Genomic DNA, 20,121 nt, shown 5'->3' on the forward strand with positions numbered 1-20,121 from the left:
GCATCCGCTGCAAATATATGGACTGCGTTGAAGTGTGTCCGGTGGATTGCTTTTATGAAGGCGACAATATGCTCGTCATCAACCCCAATGAATGCATCGATTGCGGCGTCTGCGAACCTGAATGCCCTGCTGAAGCGATTTTGCCAGACACCGAAAACGGTCTTGAGAAATGGCTTGAACTGAACGCGACTTATAGCGCGGAATGGCCGAATATCACATCAAGCCGTGAACCACCTGCCGATGCCGATGAGTTTAAGGGCGTAGAAGATAAGTTCGACAAATATTTCAGCCCTGATCCCGGCGAGGGCGATTAGGGCCTGACCCTAAGCTCTCGCAGCGCGGCTGGCCTTTAACCAGTCTTTCTGATACGATTCCACTTCACGCAAGGAAGCAAAAACCGTCATGTCTGGCGCTGTGCGACCTGTACGGCCGAGGGCGTAGATCTGGCTGTAAAACCAATATTGCGTGGCAAATCCCTCGATGCTTCGCACCATCTTGATTTTGCGTAAGCTTGCGAGCCATTCGGGCAGCAGTTTCAATTGGTTTTCGACCTTAGGTAACATCGCCATGCCACCGAGTAGCCTTTTTGGCGCTTCGGGCAGCACGCATAATGGCCGGGCAAGGCCAATGATGTCGGCACCACCGTTGCGCAAGGCTTGTTCCATAGCCGATGCGCTCCGAAAACCGCCGGTTACCATCAAGGGTATTTTTAATTCGGCCTTCATCGCTTGAGCGAAGTCAACAAAATAGGCTTCGCGAGATAGGGTGGTGTCTGCCACATTTTGGGCTTCCTCCTCTTCCATACCTTGAATGCCAAGCAGCTTTGGTTGCTCATAAGTGCCGCCGGAAATCTCGATGAGGTCCACGCCTGCATCCTGTAACCATCGGGCCACTTGCAGGCTGTCTTCAAAAGCAAAGCCGCCGCGTTGGAAATCGGCGCTGTTCAATTTGACGGAAATCGGGAATTCGGGGCCGACCAGAGTGCGCACAGTGTTTATTGTGAACATTAGGAAACGGGCACGGTTCACAAGGCTGCCGCCCCAGCGGTCTGTGCGCTGGTTCGACCGTGGGCTTAAGAACTGCGAAATCAGATAGCCATGCGCGGCGTGGATCTGAACACCTGTAAATCCGCCATTTTTGCAATGCAATGCGGCCTGACCAAAGCGGCCGATTAGGTTTAGGATTTCGTCCTCGGTTAAGGCGACAGGCGTACCAAATTGTCCACCGGGTAAGCCCAGCTTGACCGCAGACGGTGCTTTAGGATGCCGGTTGACCGCGCGCATGGTCTGCCGACCGGCATGGCTTATTTGCGCCCAGAAATGATTGCCGTTGCGTGTTGCCGCCTGTGTCCAAAATTGGAGGGCCGTCATCATCTCGGCGTCGGGATGTCCGTTAAAAAAGACGTTGCCGGGACGCTCGAGATGATCCGCATCGATATGAATATTGCCCGAAATATGAAGGCCAGCGCCGCCATCCGACCAAATGCCATAAAGACGCTGCAATTCGGGTGTCGGACGACCCAATGGGTCGGCAAGTCCCTCGGTCATAGCAGCCTTTGCGATACGGTTGTTCAGCACGGCCCCGCAAGGCAGCTTCAGGGTAGTGTTCAGTCTCACTTGGGTTCGCCGGATTCTTCGACTTTTGCCGTGTCTACGGCATCGGTTTTGGTTGGGGCTGCGTCTCCGCTCGTGACCGGTGCCGAAACCTTGGCGTCAGATTGAACTGGCATTTCGTCGACGGCTTCGTCTGTGTTGATCATGTCGTCGCTAATAGTGCCCTCAAGACTGTCGAGAGTATCCATGCGCATTTCGGCAGCCTGACTATCTTCCTTCGAACTGCCGCATGCGGACAAAAGCAGCATCATGGCAAGGGCAGACGTAAAATGGCAAAGACGCATAATATCCTCGTTGGTCTAACTCGGCGCATCCGTACAATTTTCACCCGCTTTCGCAAGACTATTGAGAAAATCCGGGAAAGTTGACAGCAATGCGGCGTCAAAATCTGATAAGCTGGCATGGATGCCTAACGCAGCGAGGCTAGTCACCGGATATTCCGATATCCCGCAGGGCACGATGCCGGTAAAATGGCTGAGATCAGGGGAAATGTTCACAGCAAAGCCATGCATCGTAACCCATTTGCGAATACGTACGCCAATCGCGCCGATTTTTGCTTCTTGGCCGTCCGGCGTGTCGCACCAAATGCCGACGCGCCCTTCCGCGCGACGGGCTTCGATACCAAAATGGCCCAATGCATGTATCACCCAGCCTTCAAGTGCATGGACGTAGCAGCGGACATCTTTGCCGTGGCGGGCAAGGTCCAGCATAACATAGCCAACGCGCTGGCCCGGACCATGATAGGTGTATCGCCCGCCGCGCCCCGTGTCATAGACGGGGAATTGCTGGCTCAGTAGTTCAGCGGGATCCGCGCTGGTACCGCTGGTGTATAAAGGCGGATGTTCCAGCAGCCAGATAAGCTCTCTGGCGTTGTCATCACGGATTGCCCCCTGCAACGCCTCCATCCGGCTTAGCGCGTCTGGATAGGCTGTCAGGCCCGTTGATATGTCCCAGTCGATATGATGATCTAAAATCATGATGCGCCCTTTAGCATGGTGCAAGCGGCTTGCCACCGCATATGTCTGCCTCTACGCCGCGCATAGCTAGGGTCAGGACCACTTAAATACACCATCGCGGCGTCAAAATGGCAAAGATATCGAAGTGAAATGTCCGCCGCAGGCAGTTATTCTGCCTGCAAGGGCATTTTGCTTTGAGATCGAAGCCATTTTGACGTCCTCGGATTTGACCCATTTTGTCCATTGCCACGTTGGCAAGCTTGGACTTAGAACCACTAAGTCCTGCGCTTGCCGCCTTGCACTGAACAAAATGGCCTCAAACCGCGAAGGTGGATTTAAGTGGTCCTGACCCTAAGGAGAATTTATGCCAAAGAAGCTTGATTATCGCGCTGTTTGGACGGACGCGCGCGCTTTGCTTGCGGCACATAAAGAGCCGATTGCCGCAATTGCCGGCTTCTTCATTTTCATGTCGGCATGGGTTTCGGCATTTCTCGTGCCACCGCTGATTGTTGAAAATCTCGACGATACGAATCAGGCTGTTCAGGAAATTAGCCGCTATTTCGAAGCCAACTGGCGCATTCTTGTGCCAACGATGTTGGTAACCATTTATGGAACTCTGTCCCTATATGTGCTGATGTCGGGGCGTCCGCTGTCGAAAGTCGGGGATGCTCTTGGAATCGCCGCGGCATTATTCGTCCCCTATTTGCTTGCAAGCTTGATCGTTGGTTGGGCCACATTGGCAGGATTTTTTATGCTGGTTCTGCCCGGCCTGTATCTCTCGGGCCGTTTTGCAATATTGCCTGCTGTCGTTACGGAGCAAGCTGGGGGTGGTATCAACAGATCCGTGATCCGGACTTGGCGCGTTACAAGTCAGTGCGGTTGGGCGATCTTGTTCTTGATGCTTTTTGTTGCCGTCATATTGCGTTTTTTTGGAGGTGTGGCTGATACCGCGATCGTCGCCATTTGCCAGTCCATCGCAGGCGAAGAAGGTGTTCCTATCGTCGAGTCTGCGGTTAAGGCGGTTTTCGTTACTTTGGAGGCCGTGGCTTTCATATTGACACTGGTCGCGGTCAACCGTCAGCTTTCCGCGCAGACACCTCACCAATAACCGGGATATGCGGCGCCGCATCAAGCGGGATGAGGCCATTCAGGCGCGGGTCGGGGAAGGTTTCCAACTGTCGTTGATAGGCACTAAAACCGGACCGCTGGTAAAAGGCCAGCGCATGAGGTCCATCAAGCGTACAGGTATGTACCCACATCCGCTGAACGCCGACCTCCGCCCAGCCCATCTGTAGCGCCATTGCCATCAGCCATTTGCCATGACCCTTGCCTGTCAGCTCTGGCACAAGGCCGAAAAAGGCAATCTCGCATTGTCCAGCTTCCCGGAAATCAAGCTCCAATATCCCAACCTCAATACCGCGTCGGTCTAGCACGGCCCAGATGCGCACGGCAGGGTCGTGTATGATCTGCAACAGGTCGGCTTCATCAAGCGCAAGCCGGGAGAACCAGAGCCATGGTTCGCCAATGCGGCGATATAGCGTGCGGTAGGTATCCGCTGTTGGCGCCTGCCATCGTTCTAACCGCAACTCTGACGCTGGCAGCGCCCGTAGCGGCGGACGGCGCGTCATTTCCAACGATGTCACAATGGCACCAAGTTCGCCATGGGCAATCGGGCTAAACACCATCTGGGGTCAGGCCCATACCACTTCGGGCGGCAAGCTCATCAATATCGCGTCGACATTGCCGCCAGTCTTCAATCCAAAGGTCGTGCCACGATCATATACCAAGTTAAACTCAGCATAGAGACCACGCCAGCGTAATTGCGCCTGCTTTTCTTCGGCACTGAAGGGTTGGTTCATGCGACGGCGGACAAGCTTAGGAAAAATGTCTAGGAAGCTATTGCCGACATCGCGGGTGAACGCGAAATTTTGTTCAAACAACGCGTCGCTGGTATTTTCGAGATGGTCGTAAAAAATCCCGCCAACGCCGCGATGGACGTTGCGGTGCGGTATCCAGAAATAATCCTCCGCCCATTTGCGATAACGTTCATACACATCGGGGCCATATGGTGCGCAGGCTGCACGGAGGCGCGCGTGGAAGTCGTCCGTGTCTTCCGCATAAGGAATGGGCGGGTTAAGGTCCGCACCGCCGCCAAACCAGCTTTTCGTTGTAACCAGATACCGCGTGTTCATATGCACCGCGGGCACATGTGGGTTTGCCATATGCGCGACGAGGCTGATTCCCGTGGCGAAAAAACTTGGGTCTTCGGCAGCACCATGAATGGTTTTGGCAAATTCGGGGTTGAAGCTTCCGCCGACGGTGGAGACATTCACGCCCACTTTCTCGAAAACCTTGCCCTTCATCACCCCACGCACACCGCCGCCACCGGGGGAGCCATCATGGTCGTTGCGGTCCCATGGGGTATATTCAAACGACGCGTCGGACCCTGCTTCGCGTTCAATTGCTTCAAATGAAGCGCAAATGCTGTCACGGAGCGATTCGAACCAAGTTCGCGCGGCCTGTTGGCGTTGATCTAATATAAGGGTCATTGCTCGCCTCTTGGGAATGAATGGGTCTGTCTAAGACCTTCTGCCAAAGCGATGCCAGCCGATACCGAAATGTTCAAGGATCGAAATCCTGCGGCCATCGGAATACATACACGCGCGTCGGCCCGTGCATGGACTTCGGGCGGCGCCCCTTTGCTTTCGGACCCCATGAGAATGATGTCGTCAGGTCGAAAGGTGAACTGTGGAAGCGGGGTTGACGCCTTGCTGGACATTAAGACGATCCGCGCACCGTCCAAAGTTTCGAGAAAAGTTGACCAGTCGGCATGACGTTGAATTTGGACATGGTCCATATAATCCATACCTGAACGTTTCAGCGCGCGTTCGGAAAAGGCAAAGCCGCATGGCTCGATGATATCGCATATGACGCCAAAGCACGCCGACGTCCGCAAAACCGCGCCGACATTCCCTGCCATGTCTGGCTGATACAATGCGATGCGCATGAAGCCTCCTCACTAAAAACCTGTTTCGCGGCAATTAGCGTGTATCGCTGCCCGCGTCCAAGCGGTTCTTGCGCCAAAAGCGGAGTAGGCTGACCTGATGCATTCGCTAGCTTCAGGGATATAATAGAAGCGTTCAAGATATCGCCCAGCTCCAGACGCCCGTGTACATCAAAGTCTGCACAAGATTATTCCTTCGCAGACCTCATGCCTAGCAAATCTTCAATCGAACAGCGCGTGAAAACGCGCGGGCGGTAATGCGCTAAACTTAGCGAGCCTTTCGCGTGGCCTGACGTTCTTCAATTGAAATGCTGCCATCTTGATTGGCATCCGCCTTACCAAAGCGTGCGTCAATCGCAGCTCGATATTCCGCTTGTGACACGGACTTGTCCCCATTGATGTCGGCGCGTGACATCATGGCTATGGCGCCAATCCTTGCGCGTTGGCGGCCTTCACGCATGCTGGCTCCAATGCGTCCCAGGCGCCGTTCGCGCCGGTCCGCACGTCGCTCTGCGCCAGCTTTATGAGCCGCCACGAACTCGCTTTGGCTAATTGCGCCGTTTTTGTCTGTGTCTATGATAGCAAAGAGCTTTGCCATCATGGCGGTCCTGTCAGCTGCGTTTAATGTGCCGTCACCATTTACGTCTATCTTGGCAAAGCGCGCATCGGCCGATGCGATTGCTTCTGACTTAGTGATCACGCGATTTCCGTCTGAATCGGCTTTAACTGGCGCAGCATGAAGCGCCGCTGCGGATGTAACAGAAAGGACCATTAGGCCGGCATAGATTGAGAGTTTGTTCATAGTTCTGGCTCCTTATAATCCTCCGCATAATTGAACACGCGTGAATATAGGATGAATATGCCGAGATAGGTTATTTAAGACAATGGCCATTTTGTCGCAAACTGTATCAGCTTAGCGGTGCGCCTGTCACTGGGGGCAACGATGGAGCGGGTAAGGGGAATCGAACCCCTCTAGCTAGCTTGGAAGGCTAGTGCATTACCACTATGCTATACCCGCGACGGACCAAATGGCCGTTTGAAGCGCCGCTATTGCCATTATCCGACCAAAGCGTCAACGCCCTCATTGCAAAAGAAAGGGCCGCAAAAGCGGCCCATTCCAAAAATCGGTTTTACACTATCAGTGTTTTTTGTCTGCCCAGATGGTCTTGTAGGACATCCATGCAAGCACGGTGAAGATGATCAGGAAGCCCAAAGCAGCCCAACCCGCGCTTTTGCGGTTTTCCATCTTTGGTTCTGCGGTCCATGCCAAAAATGCAGAAACATCCTTCGCCATCTGTGCCTTGGTGGCCTTTGTGCCATCATCATAGGTAACCAGATCATCACTCGCGATCGGGTTGGCCATCGCGATATTTAGGTTTGTGAACCATGGGTTGAAGTGCAAGCCGGCAGGGGTCGCGGCTTCAGGGAATTCCTTCAGCAGCTCTTTGCCCTCGGTGTTCTTGTAACCCACTTGTTCGCGGTAGCCCATCAACAATGAGTATACATAGGCTGTCCCATCGGCGCGTGCCTTAGTGATCAGCGAAAGATCCGGCGGAAGCGCATTGTTGTTGGCTGCACGTGCCGCAACTTCATTCGCAAATGGCGAAGGAATTTTGTCAGCAGGAATGCCGGGCCGTGTAGCTGGTTCACCCGTTTCAGGGTTGATGCTTGGGACTTCGGTCTTCCAAGCCTTTGCCAGTGCCTTCACTTGATCTTCATTGTAACCCAATGCCGCAAAATCACGGAAAGCAACAAGATTGAGGCTGTGGCAAGCCGCGCACACTTCGGAATACACCTTCAATCCGCGCTGTAATTGACCGCGGTCATACTTGCCTAAAGGACCATCATGCGCAAAGCTGACGGCAACTGGTGTTTCGTGAAACTCATGCTCAGCCGTGGGCTGCTCAGGTTCCTGTATGGCCTTGATAACGGTATCCCCAAGGCCGAGCAAAAGCATGCCGCTGAAAAACAGGCCTACTAAAAAAGCAACTAAACGAACCATGATACTGCTTTCCCTGTTTTACGCAGCCGCTGTTTCAAGCGGTTTGCCGGTGACAGCTTCGGTAATTGAATTGGGCAGCGGAAGCGGCCGTTCAATGCGCGAAACGATTGGCAAGATGATCAAGAAATGGGCGAAATAATATGCTGCCGCAATCTGGCTGAGAATAACCCACTGGGCATAAGGTGGTTTTCCACCGCAATAGGTCAACAAAGCCAGGCTTGGGATAAGGCCAAACCAGAAGAATTTGCGGAACAGCGGACGATAATGACCCGAACGTACGGGTGAGGTGTCCAACCATGGCAGGAAGAACAACAGCAAGATCGAACCAAACATCGCAAGCACGCCCATCAACTTGGCTTCAATTATAATGATGCCTGTGAATGGGATGCCGAAGTCGACGGTGAACGCCTTCAAAATCGCGTAGAATGGCAAGAAATACCATTCAGGCACAATATGTGCTGGTGTCGAAAGCGGGTTTGCCGGGATATAATTGTCTGGGTGACCCAACATATTCGGCGCAAAGAAAGTGACGGCTACAAAGAAGATCAAGAAGATCCCAAGGCCAAAGCCGTCCTTTGCTGTGTAATATGGGTGGAAAGGAACGGTGTCCTGTTCGCCCTTAACACTAACGCCAGTCGGGTTTGACGAACCTGGAATGTGCAATGCCCACACGTGTAGGATGATGACGCCAGCAATAACGAACGGCATCAAATAGTGCAGAGAGAAGAACCGGTTTAGCGCAGCTTGGTCAGGCGCAAAGCCGCCGAGGAGCCACTGACGCAATGGTTCACCTACCAAAGGAATGGCGGAGAAGAAGCCCGTGATAACCTGCGCCCCCCAGAAGCTCATTTGGCCCCATGGCAGAACATAGCCCATGAACGCGGTCGCCATCATCAATAGGAAGATGGTAACGCCCAGCAGCCAGATCATTTCACGCGGCGCTTTATACGATCCGTAGAAAAGCCCCCGGAAAATGTGAATGTAGACGACGATGAAGAAGAAGCTTGCGCCGTTCATATGCGCATAGCGGATGAACCAGCCGGAGTTTACGTCACGCATGATATGCTCGACGCTGTTAAATGCGCCGTCGACGCTTGCATAATAATGCATGGCAAGGACGATGCCGGTTATAATCTGGATAACTAAAGCGACGCCCGCAAGGACGCCGAAGTTCCAGAAATAATTGAGGTTGCGTGGAACCGGATACCCGGCGCCAACGGCATTGTAGACCAAGCGCGGCAAGGGCAGGCGTTCATCAACCCACTTACTTACTGTGCCTTGCGGCTTATATTCTTGTGCCCAAGGGAAGCTCATTACGTTCTAGCTCCTCAACCGATTTTTACGACTGTGTCAGAAATGAATGCGAATTCCGGAACGACGAGGTTCGTCGGGGCTGGGCCCTTCCGGATACGTGCGGCGGTGTCATAATGCGAACCATGGCATGGGCAGAAGTAGCCGCCATATTCACCTTTAACTTCGCCAGCGGCGGCGCCCAAAGGAACGCAGCCCAAATGGGTGCAGACGCCAAGGGTGACAAGCCAGTTTTCTTTACCCGGCTTTGTCCGTTCGGCAAGCGTCTGAGGGTCACGCAACCCGCCAACATCGACCTTATTAGCCTCTTCGACTTCGGCCGGCGTTAAATTGCGGATGAAAACGGGCTGTTTGCGCCAGCTGGTCTTGATCGACTGACCGGGCTGAATGGCGGCTACGTCAACTTCGATAGACGCCAAGGCCAGCACGTCAGCGCTTGCGCTCATTTGCGATACCAAAGGCATTGCAACGGCGGCCGCGCCTACACCAGCGAAGCTAACGGTTGCGATGTGGATGAAGTCACGGCGGCGGACACCTGGCGTTTGGTCGTTGTTTTCAACGCCTCGATTTTCTCCAGTTATGCCACCTGACGCCGCTTTATCCGCTTTTACAGCGGCTGCAACGGAAGCTTTTGGCGCTTTTACCGGCTTTTTACCGGTGCCATTTGTTTTTTTGACTGTCGACATAACCTGCCCTTTTTGCGTCGCGGAACGGAACCGCGCAATACCGTCGAAATCTTATCACTCCAACCGTGTCCAGCAAACTGGAGTACGATAGGGGCGATTCAGCGGCCACATAGACGCCTTTCCAGTCATTTGCCAACAGGCAATTTGGTTAAAAATGTGGCAAATGACGCTGGCTGTGTTGCATTTTGCGAAACCAACGGAAATTCGGCGCTAACACTTGCTAGTGGCAACATATTACGCCTAAAGGACGCAAATTTCATTCAATTATTGTTGGAGCATGACCCATGGCGACGAGTTGGACGCCTGAAAGCTGGAGAGACGCAACGGGCATTCACATGCCTGCGTACAAGGATGCTGCCGCTTTGTCGGCCACTGAAAACACGTTGCGTAATTATCCGCCACTGGTTTTTGCAGGCGAAGCACGTAACCTCACGGCCGACCTTGCAAAAGTAGCGGAAGGTAAGGCGTTCTTGCTTCAGGGCGGCGATTGCGCCGAAAGCTTTGCCGAATTTCATCCGAATAACATTCGGGACACTTTCCGTGTGATCCTGCAAATGGCGGTTGTGCTGACCTTCGCGGGTAAGTTACCCGTGGTCAAGCTTGGGCGGATGGCAGGCCAATTTGCCAAGCCACGCTCGACGCCGACCGAAACGATAAACGGCGTTGAGTTGCCGAGCTATTTCGGTGACATCATCAACGATATTGAATTTGTTGCCGAAGGCCGCGAACCAGACCCAGCGCGAATGATCCGCGCTTATAGTCAAGCCGCATCAACCTTGAACCTTCTGCGCGCTTTTTCCAGCGGTGGCTATGCCAATCTGCAGCAGGTGAACGCCTGGACGCATGATTATATGGGCCGTTCGCCATGGGCACAGAAATATAAAGAAACCGCAGATCGTATCAGCGAGGCGCTGGCCTTTATGGAAGCGTGCGGCATTACGCCGGAGACAGTGCCGCAAATCAAGGGAACGAGCTTCTACACCAGCCATGAAGCGTTACTGCTGCCTTATGAGCAAGCGATGACGCGTCAAGACAGCCTGACCGGCGGCTGGTATGATACGTCAGCGCATTTCTTGTGGATTGGTGATCGGACACGCTTCGAAGGCTCGGCCCATGTCGAATTTTTGCGCGGTATCGGTAACCCCATTGGCGTGAAATGTGGCCCAAGCCTGGAACCTGATGCATTGTTGCGGATGCTTGATACGCTGAACCCAACACGGGAGGCGGGCCGGATCACTTTAATCTCGCGTTACGGCTATGACAAAGTAGAGACTGGGCTGCCGACTTTGGTACGCGCCGTGCAACGCGAAGGTCATCCTGTGATCTGGTCTTGTGACCCAATGCATGGCAATGTCGTTAAATCAGCGAGCGGATATAAAACGCGTCCGTTTGAGCGAATTTTGGCCGAAGTACGCGGATTCTTCGCTGTGCACCGCGCTGAGGGAAGCTTTGGCGGTGGCATCCATATCGAAATGACCGGTCAGAATGTGACCGAGTGTACTGGCGGTGCAGTGGCCGTTACGGACGAAGGGCTGGCCGATCGGTACCATACACATTGCGACCCGCGGTTGAACGCGGCGCAATCGCTAGAACTGGCATTTCTGTTGGCCGAAATGCTGAATCAGGAAATGACAGAGCGCGCGAAAAAGGCCGCTTAAAGCAGCCTTTTTTTGTAACAGTCACGATCTACGGCTTATTGCGCAGATTCAAGGCGGTAGCCGTAGCCGAAAACCGTGAAAATCCGGAAACCGTTTTCGGGCCGCAAAGCCAACTTCGCCCGCACCCTCGAAATGTGCATGTCTAATGTGCGTGTCGCGAGCGTGGCCGTCGTCCGCCAAATGGTTTGCATAATGTAATGACGCGACAAGGTCCGGTCTGTATTTTTGAAAAACATTTCCGCCAGCTCAAATTCTTTGGCGGTCAATATGACGGTCTGTCCGTGGATACTAACGCTCTGTTCCAAGCGGTTCATCTTGTAGGCGCCATATGTGACCTCCGTATCAAATGCGCCACCGGCTGCGTTGCCACGCAGCAAAGCGTTTAGCCGCGCCGCAATAACATTTCGGCTTTCTGGTTTAGTGATATAATCATCGGCACCGGCATTTAAGGCGTCTGTAATATCTCGCTTAGCAGACCGGTTCGCCATCATGATAACCGGCGGCCGTTTGACCAAAGCCTTATTCATCCATTCGAGCATCGACATATCGTTCGAGGCACGAATATTCCAATCCAAGATGACGAGATCAAATACTTCGCGTAACAACATATCAGTAAAGGTCTTGCTGTCGGTGCAACCGATGGCATTATCCCCTAAGTCTTCGACTATCTGTTTCAAATAATCGACAAGATCCGAACTATGGTCGGCAATAAATACTCTCATGCTAGGCCCACCCTTCGCAACACGCCGATAATACGGCCATGAGATGTATCTAACGATATATTACTTAGTTACTAGATAGTCGAAAAAGTTTTACCAATATTTACATATTTTTACATTAATATTTGATTAATGATTATGCAAATTCTGCATAAATGGCTGGGGCGGCAGGGATCGAACCTGCGAATGGCGGCATCAAAAGCCGCTGCCTTACCGCTTGGCGACGCCCCAGTAAGCCAGTAACCTGGCCAGTGCGGGCGGCTTATATCGCGGGAATCTTATTGCGCAACTGCTTAATCAATGCGTTGCACCCAGCCATGGGTATCTGCGACAATTCCGCGCTGGATATCCACAAGTTTTGATCGGATTTGCTGTGTCATCTGCCCAGCACCGCCCGCACCAATGGTAAAGCTTCCTTTTGCAGACTGCACTTTTCCAACAGGGGTGACAACCGCAGCCGTTCCGCAGGCAAAGGCCTCGACCAAGCGTCCTGATTCCGCGTCGGCCTGCCATTGGTCTATGGCATAGCGTTCCTCACGCACGTTCAATCCTTGCGCGCGCGCCAAAGTCAGCACAGAATCACGCGTGATGCCTTCCAATATTGTACCGTCGGCTGGCGGCGTAAGGATGGACCCGTCATCGAATAGGAAAAACAGGTTCATACCTCCCAGTTCCTCAACCCAACGATGTTCCGCCGCGTCGAGAAAAACGACTTGGTCGCAGCCTTGCTTGATAGCTTCTGACTGCGCCACAAGGCTTGCCGCATAATTGCCGCCGCATTTCGCCGCGCCCGTACCGCCCGGTGCTGCGCGTGTATATTGTTCGGAAACCCAAATCGAAATTGCCGGTGCGCCGCTCTTGAAATAATTACCTGCCGCAGACGCAATGACCATGAACAAATATTCGGCGGATGGCTTCACGCCTAGAAACACTTCGCTCGCAATCATGAAAGGGCGCAGATAAATCGAGCCACCTTCGACGGGAGGAAACCAGTCCTTATCAACCTCAACCAATTGCTTGCACGCTTGCAGGAACATCTCTTCTGGCAATTCGGGCATGGCCAAGCGCTTTGCCGAGCGTTGAAACCGGCGGGCATTTTGTTCGGGACGGAACAGGGCCATCCCACCGTCGGCAAGGCGATAGGCCTTTAGCCCCTCAAAAATCTCTTGCGCATAATGCAAAACGGCCGTCGCAGGGTCGAGCGTCAGGGGACCGCGCGGCCCTACCTTCGCGTCATGCCAGCTCTTGTCGTCCGAATAGCGGATCGTCACCATATGGTCCGTGAACACCCGTCCAAAACCGGGGTCGATCAGCCGCGCCGCGCGTTCGCTGGTTTCGACTGGATTCGGGTTTGCCTCAAAAGGAAATGCGCCAGCGTTCATCGATGCTCTCATTCATTAGGGTCTTGCACTGTCCTATGGGCTAGGCCAAGATACGTCAATATGGCTGTCCCATCTTCTGTTTCTGTCACGCCGACCGCATCGCCTCTGTTCCTTCGTGAAAATGAAGTACGGCGCGGGGTTGAGCTTTTGTTCTTTGGCTACACGCGGCTTACCCGCGCAATTGACGAAGGGCTGGCGGAACATGGCCTTGGCCGTGCACACCATCGCGCACTGTATTTCATTGCGCGCCAGCCCGATCTGCCGATTAGCGCGTTGCTTAAAATCCTCGCGATTACCAAACAATCGCTTGGCCGCGTCCTCACCGATTTAAGCGACCGTGGGCTTGTCGAAACGCGTGCCGGGAATGTCGATCGGCGTCAGAAACTCTTGCGCCTCACGCCTGAGGGTATTCAGTTTGAAGCGCAATTGTTTGATGCATTGCGCAATAGCCTGGCGTCCGCTTATGCCGCAGCTGGGCAGGAATCCGTCACGGGCTTTTGGCGTGTGCTCGAGGGCTTGATCCCCGCTGAGGACAAGGCCATGGTCGTCGCCTTACAGAAAGATATTTGATGCGCGATACACTGATACGGCTTGAACAGACCATTGCCCAGCGCGCTGACGCTGCCCCGGAGATCAGCTATGTGGCATCTTTATGCGCCAAAGGCCGTGGCAAAATCGCACAAAAGGTCGGCGAAGAAGCGACCGAGACCATCATCGCCGCGCTGTCGGGTGATGCCGCGCATGTCACTGCTGAAGCGGCAGACCTTATTTTTCACTTGATGATATTGCTGCGCGATGTTGGCGTAACGCTAGACGATATACTCGCTGAACTGGATCGCAGAGAAGGGGTGTCTGGCTTGGCCGAAAAAGCGTCGCGGACATAAGTTAAGGAGTGACATATGCCGATTGACCCGACATTGGAATATGACGACCAAAACATCTTCGCCAAAATTCTGCGCGGCGAAATTCCATGCCGTAAGGTGTTCGAGGACGAATGGGCCTTGGCCTTTGATGACATCAACCCGCAAGCCCCCGTCCATGTGCTGGTGATTCCCAAAGGGGCTTATGTCAGTTGGGACGATTTCAGCGCCAAAGCCAGCGATGCCGAAATAGCCGGCTTTGTCCGTGCGGTTGGGCATGTTGGGCGCGAATTAGGGCTGGTCGAGCCGGGATATCGCTTGCTCGCCAACATCGGAATGGACGCGCATCAAGAGGTGCCGCATCTGCACATACATATTTTTGGTGGAAAACCGCTCGGCCCCATGCTTATGCGGTGAAATTAAGTTGCGCTAATGCACGGAGTGTTTAGTTCGGCTTTGGAGCTTTTTTAATTTGGGAGATGAGTATGATATTCGGGCGCGTGAAGCCGCTTGATGCGATCTTGGCCACGGCTGAGAAAAAATCGCTCACGCGAACGCTGGGAGCTTTTCAGCTTACCATGCTAGGCATTGGTGCCATCATTGGTACCGGCATTTTTGTTTTGACCGCGGAGGCTGCAAATAAGGCTGGCCCCGCCATGATGATCAGCTTTGTCATCGCCGCCGTGGTTTGCGGACTGGCGGCATTATGCTATTCCGAATTGGCATCTATGGTGCCAGTTTCAGGGTCGGCTTACACATATAGCTATGCGACTTTCGGCGAAATTATCGCATGGATCGTAGGCTGGGCGCTCGTTCTTGAATATGCCATTGCGGCTTCTGCTGTTTCGGTAGGCTGGTCCGGCTATATGGTTGGGCTTGTCGAAAATATCTTTGCGATAGAGGTGGGCAATGACTTCGTTGCAGGGCCATTTGACGCGAATCCTGGCATTATCAACGTTCCCGCTATGCTCATCGCTTTGCTGTGTATGGCGCTATTGTTGATTGGAACCAAAGAAAGTGCGCGCTTTAACGCAATCTTGGTCGCCATCAAGGTGTCGGCTCTCATGCTCTTTCTTGTCTTAGCCTTGCCAGCAATGAACGCAGAAAACTTCCAGCCATTTAGCCCGAACGGGTTTTTTGCCAAGGAAGTGGTCGATCCGATTACGAATAACATGGTCACGGTCGGCGTTGCGGCTGCGGCTGCATCGATATTCTTCGCTTATGTTGGCTTCGACGCGGTTTCGACAGCAGCAGAAGAAACAATCAATCCGCAGCGGAATATCCCGATTGGCTTGATCGGTTCGCTGGCGATTTGCACCATCATCTATATGCTGGTTGCCGCCGGTGCTACTGGCGCTGTTGGGGCTCAGCCTGGTGGTGAGCTATCACAATCGAAAGAAGCTTTGGCTTTCGTGCTTAATGAAATTGGTCACGGCTGGGCGGGCAAATTGGTAGCTATCTCCGCCGCCATTGCATTGCCTTCGGTGATCTTGATGATGATGTTCGGTCAAACCCGCATCTTTTTTGTGATGGCTCGCGATGGCTTGTTGCCGGACATGTTTTCCAAACTTCACCCGAAATATGGAACGCCGCATGTGGTAACTTTGTGCACCGGTGTATTCGTGGCATTATTTGCGGCGCTGTTCCCCGTGGGCAAGTTGGCCGACATTTCAAACTCTGGCACCTTGTTCGCATTCTTCACCGTTGCTGTAGGCGTCATGATTTTGCGTCGGACCAATCCCGACCGCCCACGGCCTTTCCGCACACCTTTGTATTTCCTGGTTTGCCCCTTGGCCGCAGCAGGTTGCGTGTTCCTGTTCTTCCAACTTTCAGGTTATACGGAGCTTATGTTCCTCGGATGGACAACAATCGGCTTGGTCGTATATTTCTTATACAGCCGCCGCCGTAGCCATGTTGGCCAGGGGATTGCGTAACATTAGCCGCTGAAAGGCGGTCGAGCGGCAATTTCGTGAAATAGTCGCCAAACGACACAAGGACAGGGGCGCTTCGGTGCCCCTTTTCTTTGTGCTAATTGCGGGGGTTTGCAGGTAAGGGCTGCGTCGTTCCGGGGCGCGTAAACAGCTTCCCTTTCTCGCACCACAGGACAAGGCCAAGCGCAACCAGCCCGCAACAGAGAAAGCCAAGCGCAACCGGATAGACCGTGCCATCAAACTGCTGTCCGATGACAGCGCCTAGCGTGGCCGCAAGCACCGTGCGGACGAATGTTTGGAAGGATGAAGCTGCCCCTGCGACATGGCCAAAGGGGGACATTGCAATGGACGAGAAATTGGACCCGATAAAACCAATCATCGCCACATTACACGTCAACAATATGAGAAAGATCGGCAAGGACTTTGGCGCATAATGCGCCGAAAGTAATTGCAATGCGCCCAATGCGATAAATGTCAAAAGCGCGGCCTGCGATACACGACGCGCGCCAAAGCGTTCCACGATACGCGCATTGGTGAAGTTGGAGACAGCAATGCCGATGGCGATGATTGCAAAACCAATGGCGAAGAAATCCGCCGCGTTGAATACCTTGTCAAACATCTGCTGCGAACTGTTGAGATAGCCGAACAAAGCGCCCTGCGTGACACCCGCGCCAATCATATAACCAGCAGCGTTGCGGTTGAGGACAACCACCTTCCATGCCTTTGCCAGCGCCTTTGGCTGAATGGGGATGACATTTTCGGGTGCCAATGTCTCGGGCAAGCGCAGATAGACCCAGATGGCGGCGGCGACGGCCATGATGGCCATCAGGTCAAAAATCATTCGCCAACCTGCGAACAGCAGCACCAGCTGGCCAATTGTTGGCGCGATAATTGGTACAATCATAAAAATGAGGAAGATGGTCGACATGCGCCGCGCCATGGCGTCGCCTTCAAACTGGTCCCGGATGACGGAAATCACGAGAACCCCCATGGCCGCAGCCAGCAGTCCATGAACAAAGCGCATGATCAGCATGATCTGAAAATCAGGTGCGAAGGAACATGCCAGCGAAGATATCGCCGCGCCAATAGTTGCAATCAACAATATCGGTTTTCGGCCATAACGGTCGGACAATGGACCATAAATGAGCGCACCGATTCCCGTTCCGGCCAGAAAGACGGAAATAATGTACTGAATCTGGTTCGGCTCAGCGATTTTAAGGCCGCGCACCATGGCGGGGAAGGCCGGCAACATCGCATCAATGGCCAGCGCATTAAGCGCCATGAGTGACGACATCATGACGGTCAGCTCGCGGGTGCCGATGGATTTCTTTATGGGAGTCGAAGATGCCATTTTGTGGCTATGCGGGAGCGGCCGCCATTTGGCCACCCGCTAAATCAGCCCCGAGCTGCGCATACTGCTAAAGCCATTCTTGCCGATGATGATATGGTCATGCACGGCTATTCCGAACTTTTTCCCCGCATCGGCAATGTCGCGCGTCATCGCGATATCTTGGCGGCTGGGCGCACTGTCGCCGCTGGGATGGTTGTGGACAAGGATGATCGCCGCCGCACCAAGGTCCATTGCGCGACGGATGACTTCCCGCGTGTAAATGGCGGCTTGGTCGACAGAGCCCTCGCTCGCCACCTCATCACGGATCAACATGTTTTTGCTGTTTAGGTAAAGCGTGCGCACGCGCTCAATCGTCAGATGCGCCATGTCGGCGCGGAGATAATCCAGCAGTGATTGCCATGACGACAAAATCGGTAGTTCGCGAACGGGTTCGCTGAGCAAGCGCAGCGCCGCCACTTGGACTATTTTCAAGGCCGCAACGCTGGTTTCTCCCATCCATTTTTCTTGCATTATGCTGTCGGCGTCTGCCGTTAGCAAAGCCGACAGGCTACCATAACGCTGAATCAAATCTTTCGCGATCTGCTTGGTATCTCGGCGCGGAATGGCGAGTGCGAGGAGATATTCAATCAATTCATGATCGTGAAGGCTCTCCCCATTTTTCTCCAACAAGCGTTTACGCAAACGCGCGCGGTGGCCCGTGCCATGATGCTCCGTCCTGTCCGCAATATCTGTCATCAGGTCTATCCTGTTGTGATATTGTTCTTTTCTGTGATTTTTGTGTTATACGCAAGTCGCATCACGTAGATGACGTTGCACACAGGGTGTCGCCTGATTTCCGAACGCACCGTTGCGGGTGAAAAATACCAGACACCATCGGGGCAATGGAAAACCCGTGACGGCAGCGCACCGGAATTGGACGTGCTGTCCTTAACAACTGAACCTCGTCATCCCGAACTTGTTTCGGGATAACGGGCGGCGGTTTGTTATCCTGAAACAAGTTCAGGACGACGACCAATAAATAAGAGTATGACCCGAGCGACAATAGCGGGCCGTGGCAGAGATGCTGCGGCCTTTTCTATTGCGTTGCAACAATCTTGCAGGCGCGCTGTTGACTTGGCGCGGGGGCTCTCCTAAAGCGCCCGTGCCTAGGCGGGGTTTGCCCGATTTCGAGGTGGTTTCCCTTGTTCAGAAAGGCCGGAATCACATGAATTCAAATAACCCCGGGCAGGACAATGACGGCACAAGTGACGCACGGCTCGATTCGTTAGATTTGCAGCTGAAAGCGGCGCGGAAAGCCGAAGCAGTTCGTGCTGGTAAGGATCAGGTTCCGGCCAAAGGAATGCGGCAAGGGAACAGGGTTCTGACCGAGCTTATTGCGGGTCCGGCTGGTGGTGCTTTGGTTGGCTGGTTATTAGACCGCTTGCTGGGTATCGCACCTGCGCTCCTGTTGACGTGCATGTTTTTGGGTATCGCAGTCGCCTTCAGGAATATTATAAAGATTTCAGCTGAGCGTCCGGACTAATCTGGGCGCTTGACGTGTATTTAACAGGGTAGTGAACGTGGCAGGCGAAAGCGGCAAAATCGATCCGATGTACCAGTTCAAGATTGAGCCGCTCGCGCAGCTTGAGCTTGCTGGTTATGACGTCTCCTTCACCAACTCTTCTTTGTTCATGGTGCTTGTCCTTGGCGCCTTGTGGCTGTTCATGGCGGGCGGCATGAAGCGGGACATGGTTCCCGGACGCTGGCAAATGGCGGTCGAAGGTGCCACTGGTTTCATCAACAACATGTTGACCGCAAATGTCGGTCCCGAAGGCAAGAAATATGTGCCTTTGGTGTTCTCGCTGTTCATGTTCATCCTGATGGCGAACTTCATGGGCATGATGCCGTTCGGTATCGTCCCTGGCGTACATCCTTTCACTATTACAAGCCACTTGACCGTAACCGCCGTGCTGGCGCTGTTCAGCTTTGGCACCGTATTGGTTGTTGGCTTTTGGAAGCATGGCCTGCATTTCTTCAGCCTATTCGTTCCGCATGGCACGCCTTGGTGGTTGCTCTGGCTGATCCCGGTTATCGAGCTTTTTTCATTCATGATCCGTCCTTTCAGCCTCGCGCTGCGTTTATTTGTTGCCATGACGGCGGGGCATATCATGATGAAGGTGCTCGCCGGATTTGTGATCAACGGCCTGAACGCCGAAGCCGCATGGGTTCCGCTGATCGTCAGTTTCCCTGCGTTTTTGCTCATGATTGGTATCACTTTGCTTGAACTGCTTGTGTGTGCCATTCAGGCTTATGTTTTCGCGCTTTTGACGTCGTTGTACATTAACGACGCCGTCAATTTGCACTAATTTTCAACCACTAAGTTTATTTTTAACAGGAGTTTTTATCATGGACGCAGAAGCAGCCCAAATGATCGGTGCCGGTCTGGCAGCAATTGGTGCCGGTATCGCCGCTGGCGGTGTTGGTAACGTTTTTAGCTCATTCCTTCAGGGCGCATTGCGTAACCCTGCAGCAGCTGACAGCCAACAAGGCCGTCTGTTCATCGGCTTCGCCGCCGTCGAACTTCTCGGTCTGCTCGCGTTCGTTATCGCGATGATCCTGATTTTCGTTGCCTAACTGACAGTTCGCCCCGGCACTACGCCGGGGCCTTC

Annotated in this window: 25 protein-coding genes and 2 tRNA genes; 11 read left to right on the plus strand and 16 right to left on the minus strand. The window is 53.6% G+C overall.

The window, feature by feature from the left end:
- Positions 1–2 precede the first annotated feature (2 nt).
- Positions 3–314, plus strand: coding sequence for a ferredoxin FdxA (fdxA, locus tag ACILP4_RS05060; RefSeq protein ID WP_395619661.1), 312 nt, complete (start codon positions 3–5; stop codon positions 312–314).
- A gap of 9 nt (positions 315–323) precedes the next feature.
- On the opposite strand, the gene ACILP4_RS05065 is transcribed toward fdxA, so the two are convergent.
- From ACILP4_RS05065 to lipB, 3 genes are read right to left on the minus strand one after another with little or no spacing between them, the layout of a single operon-like run.
- Positions 324–1,616, minus strand: a complete 1,293-nt coding sequence (locus ACILP4_RS05065) for an NADH:flavin oxidoreductase/NADH oxidase family protein (RefSeq protein WP_395619662.1) — start codon at positions 1,614–1,616, stop codon at positions 324–326.
- Positions 1,613–1,897 (minus strand): hypothetical protein, encoded by a 285-nt coding sequence (locus tag ACILP4_RS05070; protein ID WP_395619663.1) that lies wholly within the window; start codon positions 1,895–1,897, stop codon positions 1,613–1,615. The genes ACILP4_RS05065 and ACILP4_RS05070 overlap by 4 nt, the downstream gene beginning before the upstream one ends.
- 15 nt (positions 1,898–1,912) lie before the next feature.
- Positions 1,913–2,590: a lipoyl(octanoyl) transferase LipB gene (gene lipB, locus ACILP4_RS05075; protein WP_395619664.1), complete on the minus strand. Its 678-nt coding sequence runs from the start codon at positions 2,588–2,590 to the stop codon at positions 1,913–1,915.
- 343 nt (positions 2,591–2,933) lie between these two features.
- Between lipB and ACILP4_RS05080 the strand changes: the two genes are divergently transcribed.
- Positions 2,934–3,677, plus strand: a complete 744-nt coding sequence (locus ACILP4_RS05080) for a hypothetical protein (protein WP_395619665.1) — start codon at positions 2,934–2,936, stop codon at positions 3,675–3,677.
- On the opposite strand, the gene ACILP4_RS05085 is transcribed toward ACILP4_RS05080, so the two are convergent.
- From ACILP4_RS05085 to petA, 8 genes are all read right to left on the minus strand, one after another.
- Positions 3,640–4,254 carry a GNAT family N-acetyltransferase gene (locus ACILP4_RS05085; RefSeq protein WP_395619666.1) on the minus strand — a complete coding sequence of 205 codons (615 nt, stop codon included), beginning with the start codon at positions 4,252–4,254 and terminating at the stop codon, positions 3,640–3,642. The two genes, ACILP4_RS05080 and ACILP4_RS05085, sit on opposite strands and share 38 nt — an antisense overlap.
- Before the next feature lie 6 nt (positions 4,255–4,260).
- Positions 4,261–5,118, minus strand: a complete 858-nt coding sequence (hemF, locus tag ACILP4_RS05090; protein WP_395619667.1) for an oxygen-dependent coproporphyrinogen oxidase — start codon at positions 5,116–5,118, stop codon at positions 4,261–4,263.
- Entirely contained in the window at positions 5,115–5,576 is a 462-nt protein-coding gene (locus tag ACILP4_RS05095) for a tRNA (cytidine(34)-2'-O)-methyltransferase (protein ID WP_395619668.1), read from the minus strand. The genes hemF and ACILP4_RS05095 overlap by 4 nt, the downstream gene beginning before the upstream one ends.
- 265 nt (positions 5,577–5,841) lie before the next feature.
- On the minus strand, positions 5,842–6,375 hold the full coding sequence (locus tag ACILP4_RS05100) for an EF-hand domain-containing protein (RefSeq protein WP_395619669.1): 534 nt from the start codon (positions 6,373–6,375) through the stop codon (positions 5,842–5,844).
- 142 nt (positions 6,376–6,517) lie between these two features.
- Positions 6,518–6,591 (minus strand) — tRNA-Gly (locus tag ACILP4_RS05105).
- Positions 6,592–6,711: 120 nt separating this feature from the next.
- On the minus strand, positions 6,712–7,575 hold the full coding sequence (locus ACILP4_RS05110; protein WP_395619670.1) for a cytochrome c1: 864 nt from the start codon (positions 7,573–7,575) through the stop codon (positions 6,712–6,714).
- Between the two features lie 18 nt (positions 7,576–7,593).
- Entirely contained in the window at positions 7,594–8,889 is a 1,296-nt protein-coding gene (locus ACILP4_RS05115) for a cytochrome bc complex cytochrome b subunit (RefSeq protein WP_395619671.1), read from the minus strand.
- Between the two features lie 14 nt (positions 8,890–8,903).
- The gene (gene petA, locus ACILP4_RS05120) at positions 8,904–9,467 is read right to left on the minus strand and encodes a ubiquinol-cytochrome c reductase iron-sulfur subunit (protein ID WP_395619743.1); all 564 of its coding nucleotides are present in this window, start codon (positions 9,465–9,467) and stop codon (positions 8,904–8,906) included.
- Between the two features lie 389 nt (positions 9,468–9,856).
- Between petA and ACILP4_RS05125 the strand changes: the two genes are divergently transcribed.
- The gene (locus tag ACILP4_RS05125; protein ID WP_395619672.1) at positions 9,857–11,230 is read left to right on the plus strand and encodes a class II 3-deoxy-7-phosphoheptulonate synthase; all 1,374 of its coding nucleotides are present in this window, start codon (positions 9,857–9,859) and stop codon (positions 11,228–11,230) included.
- A 35-nt stretch (positions 11,231–11,265) separates the two neighbouring features.
- Here ACILP4_RS05125 and ACILP4_RS05130 read toward each other — a convergent pair whose 3' ends face one another.
- The 3 genes from ACILP4_RS05130 to ACILP4_RS05140 all read right to left on the minus strand — a co-directional run bounded on the left by ACILP4_RS05130 (position 11,266) and on the right by ACILP4_RS05140 (position 13,331).
- Complete coding sequence (locus ACILP4_RS05130) at positions 11,266–11,952, minus strand: response regulator transcription factor (RefSeq protein WP_395619673.1); 687 nt, start codon at positions 11,950–11,952, stop codon at positions 11,266–11,268.
- Positions 11,953–12,105: 153 nt separating this feature from the next.
- A tRNA-Gln gene (locus tag ACILP4_RS05135) sits at positions 12,106–12,180 on the minus strand.
- 62 nt (positions 12,181–12,242) lie between these two features.
- Positions 12,243–13,331 (minus strand): branched-chain amino acid aminotransferase, encoded by a 1,089-nt coding sequence (locus ACILP4_RS05140; protein WP_395619674.1) that lies wholly within the window; start codon positions 13,329–13,331, stop codon positions 12,243–12,245.
- 60 nt (positions 13,332–13,391) lie between these two features.
- Between ACILP4_RS05140 and ACILP4_RS05145 the strand changes: the two genes are divergently transcribed.
- The 4 genes from ACILP4_RS05145 (at position 13,392) to ACILP4_RS05160 (ending at position 16,125) form a co-directional block, all read left to right on the plus strand.
- Positions 13,392–13,901, plus strand: a complete 510-nt coding sequence (locus ACILP4_RS05145) for a MarR family winged helix-turn-helix transcriptional regulator (RefSeq protein ID WP_395619675.1) — start codon at positions 13,392–13,394, stop codon at positions 13,899–13,901.
- Entirely contained in the window at positions 13,901–14,215 is a 315-nt protein-coding gene (locus ACILP4_RS05150) for a phosphoribosyl-ATP diphosphatase (protein WP_395619676.1), read from the plus strand. The genes ACILP4_RS05145 and ACILP4_RS05150 overlap by 1 nt, the downstream gene beginning before the upstream one ends.
- A gap of 15 nt (positions 14,216–14,230) precedes the next feature.
- A complete protein-coding gene (locus ACILP4_RS05155) occupies positions 14,231–14,608 on the plus strand; it encodes a histidine triad nucleotide-binding protein (protein WP_395619677.1) in 378 nt (125 codons plus the stop codon).
- A 68-nt stretch (positions 14,609–14,676) separates the two neighbouring features.
- Positions 14,677–16,125 (plus strand): amino acid permease, encoded by a 1,449-nt coding sequence (locus ACILP4_RS05160; protein WP_395619678.1) that lies wholly within the window; start codon positions 14,677–14,679, stop codon positions 16,123–16,125.
- A gap of 94 nt (positions 16,126–16,219) precedes the next feature.
- Here the strand turns inward: ACILP4_RS05160 and ACILP4_RS05165 are convergent, their stop codons facing one another.
- Positions 16,220–17,473 (minus strand): multidrug effflux MFS transporter, encoded by a 1,254-nt coding sequence (locus ACILP4_RS05165; protein WP_395619679.1) that lies wholly within the window; start codon positions 17,471–17,473, stop codon positions 16,220–16,222.
- 39 nt (positions 17,474–17,512) lie between these two features.
- Entirely contained in the window at positions 17,513–18,208 is a 696-nt protein-coding gene (gene radC, locus ACILP4_RS05170; protein WP_395619680.1) for a DNA repair protein RadC, read from the minus strand.
- Positions 18,209–18,277: 69 nt separating this feature from the next.
- On the opposite strand from radC, the gene ACILP4_RS05175 reads away from it, so the two are divergent.
- The 4 genes from ACILP4_RS05175 (at position 18,278) to ACILP4_RS05190 (ending at position 20,086) form a co-directional block, all read left to right on the plus strand.
- The gene (locus ACILP4_RS05175) at positions 18,278–18,442 is read left to right on the plus strand and encodes a hypothetical protein (RefSeq protein WP_395619681.1); all 165 of its coding nucleotides are present in this window, start codon (positions 18,278–18,280) and stop codon (positions 18,440–18,442) included.
- Between the two features lie 187 nt (positions 18,443–18,629).
- The gene (locus ACILP4_RS05180; RefSeq protein WP_395619682.1) at positions 18,630–18,995 is read left to right on the plus strand and encodes an AtpZ/AtpI family protein; all 366 of its coding nucleotides are present in this window, start codon (positions 18,630–18,632) and stop codon (positions 18,993–18,995) included.
- Between the two features lie 67 nt (positions 18,996–19,062).
- On the plus strand, positions 19,063–19,818 hold the full coding sequence (locus ACILP4_RS05185) for a F0F1 ATP synthase subunit A (RefSeq protein ID WP_395619744.1): 756 nt from the start codon (positions 19,063–19,065) through the stop codon (positions 19,816–19,818).
- A 40-nt stretch (positions 19,819–19,858) separates the two neighbouring features.
- The gene (locus ACILP4_RS05190) at positions 19,859–20,086 is read left to right on the plus strand and encodes a F0F1 ATP synthase subunit C (RefSeq protein WP_125229901.1); all 228 of its coding nucleotides are present in this window, start codon (positions 19,859–19,861) and stop codon (positions 20,084–20,086) included.
- The last annotated feature ends 35 nt before the right edge of the window (positions 20,087–20,121 follow it).

It is taken from the genome of Sphingorhabdus sp. (assembly GCF_044239045.1).
Taxonomy (GTDB): Bacteria; Pseudomonadota; Alphaproteobacteria; order Sphingomonadales; family Sphingomonadaceae; genus Sphingorhabdus_B.

Coding starts and splice junctions, on each gene's coding strand:
- ACILP4_RS05070 (WP_395619663.1), bottom strand. CDS start 1,897: ATGCGTCTTTGCCATTTTACGTCTGCCCTTGCCATGATGCTGCTTTTG.
- lipB (WP_395619664.1), bottom strand. CDS start 2,590: ATGATTTTAGATCATCATATCGACTGGGACATATCAACGGGCCTGACA.
- ACILP4_RS05080 (WP_395619665.1), top strand. CDS start 2,934: ATGCCAAAGAAGCTTGATTATCGCGCTGTTTGGACGGACGCGCGCGCT.
- ACILP4_RS05085 (WP_395619666.1), bottom strand. CDS start 4,254: ATGGTGTTTAGCCCGATTGCCCATGGCGAACTTGGTGCCATTGTGACA.
- hemF (WP_395619667.1), bottom strand. CDS start 5,118: ATGACCCTTATATTAGATCAACGCCAACAGGCCGCGCGAACTTGGTTC.
- ACILP4_RS05095 (WP_395619668.1), bottom strand. CDS start 5,576: ATGCGCATCGCATTGTATCAGCCAGACATGGCAGGGAATGTCGGCGCG.
- ACILP4_RS05100 (WP_395619669.1), bottom strand. CDS start 6,375: ATGAACAAACTCTCAATCTATGCCGGCCTAATGGTCCTTTCTGTTACA.
- ACILP4_RS05110 (WP_395619670.1), bottom strand. CDS start 7,575: ATGGTTCGTTTAGTTGCTTTTTTAGTAGGCCTGTTTTTCAGCGGCATG.
- ACILP4_RS05115 (WP_395619671.1), bottom strand. CDS start 8,889: ATGAGCTTCCCTTGGGCACAAGAATATAAGCCGCAAGGCACAGTAAGT.
- ACILP4_RS05125 (WP_395619672.1), top strand. CDS start 9,857: ATGGCGACGAGTTGGACGCCTGAAAGCTGGAGAGACGCAACGGGCATT.
- ACILP4_RS05130 (WP_395619673.1), bottom strand. CDS start 11,952: ATGAGAGTATTTATTGCCGACCATAGTTCGGATCTTGTCGATTATTTG.
- ACILP4_RS05140 (WP_395619674.1), bottom strand. CDS start 13,331: ATGAACGCTGGCGCATTTCCTTTTGAGGCAAACCCGAATCCAGTCGAA.
- ACILP4_RS05145 (WP_395619675.1), top strand. CDS start 13,392: ATGGCTGTCCCATCTTCTGTTTCTGTCACGCCGACCGCATCGCCTCTG.
- ACILP4_RS05150 (WP_395619676.1), top strand. CDS start 13,901: ATGCGCGATACACTGATACGGCTTGAACAGACCATTGCCCAGCGCGCT.
- ACILP4_RS05155 (WP_395619677.1), top strand. CDS start 14,231: ATGCCGATTGACCCGACATTGGAATATGACGACCAAAACATCTTCGCC.
- ACILP4_RS05160 (WP_395619678.1), top strand. CDS start 14,677: ATGATATTCGGGCGCGTGAAGCCGCTTGATGCGATCTTGGCCACGGCT.
- ACILP4_RS05165 (WP_395619679.1), bottom strand. CDS start 17,473: ATGGCATCTTCGACTCCCATAAAGAAATCCATCGGCACCCGCGAGCTG.
- radC (WP_395619680.1), bottom strand. CDS start 18,208: ATGACAGATATTGCGGACAGGACGGAGCATCATGGCACGGGCCACCGC.
- ACILP4_RS05175 (WP_395619681.1), top strand. CDS start 18,278: ATGACGTTGCACACAGGGTGTCGCCTGATTTCCGAACGCACCGTTGCG.
- ACILP4_RS05185 (WP_395619744.1), top strand. CDS start 19,063: ATGTACCAGTTCAAGATTGAGCCGCTCGCGCAGCTTGAGCTTGCTGGT.
- ACILP4_RS05190 (WP_125229901.1), top strand. CDS start 19,859: ATGGACGCAGAAGCAGCCCAAATGATCGGTGCCGGTCTGGCAGCAATT.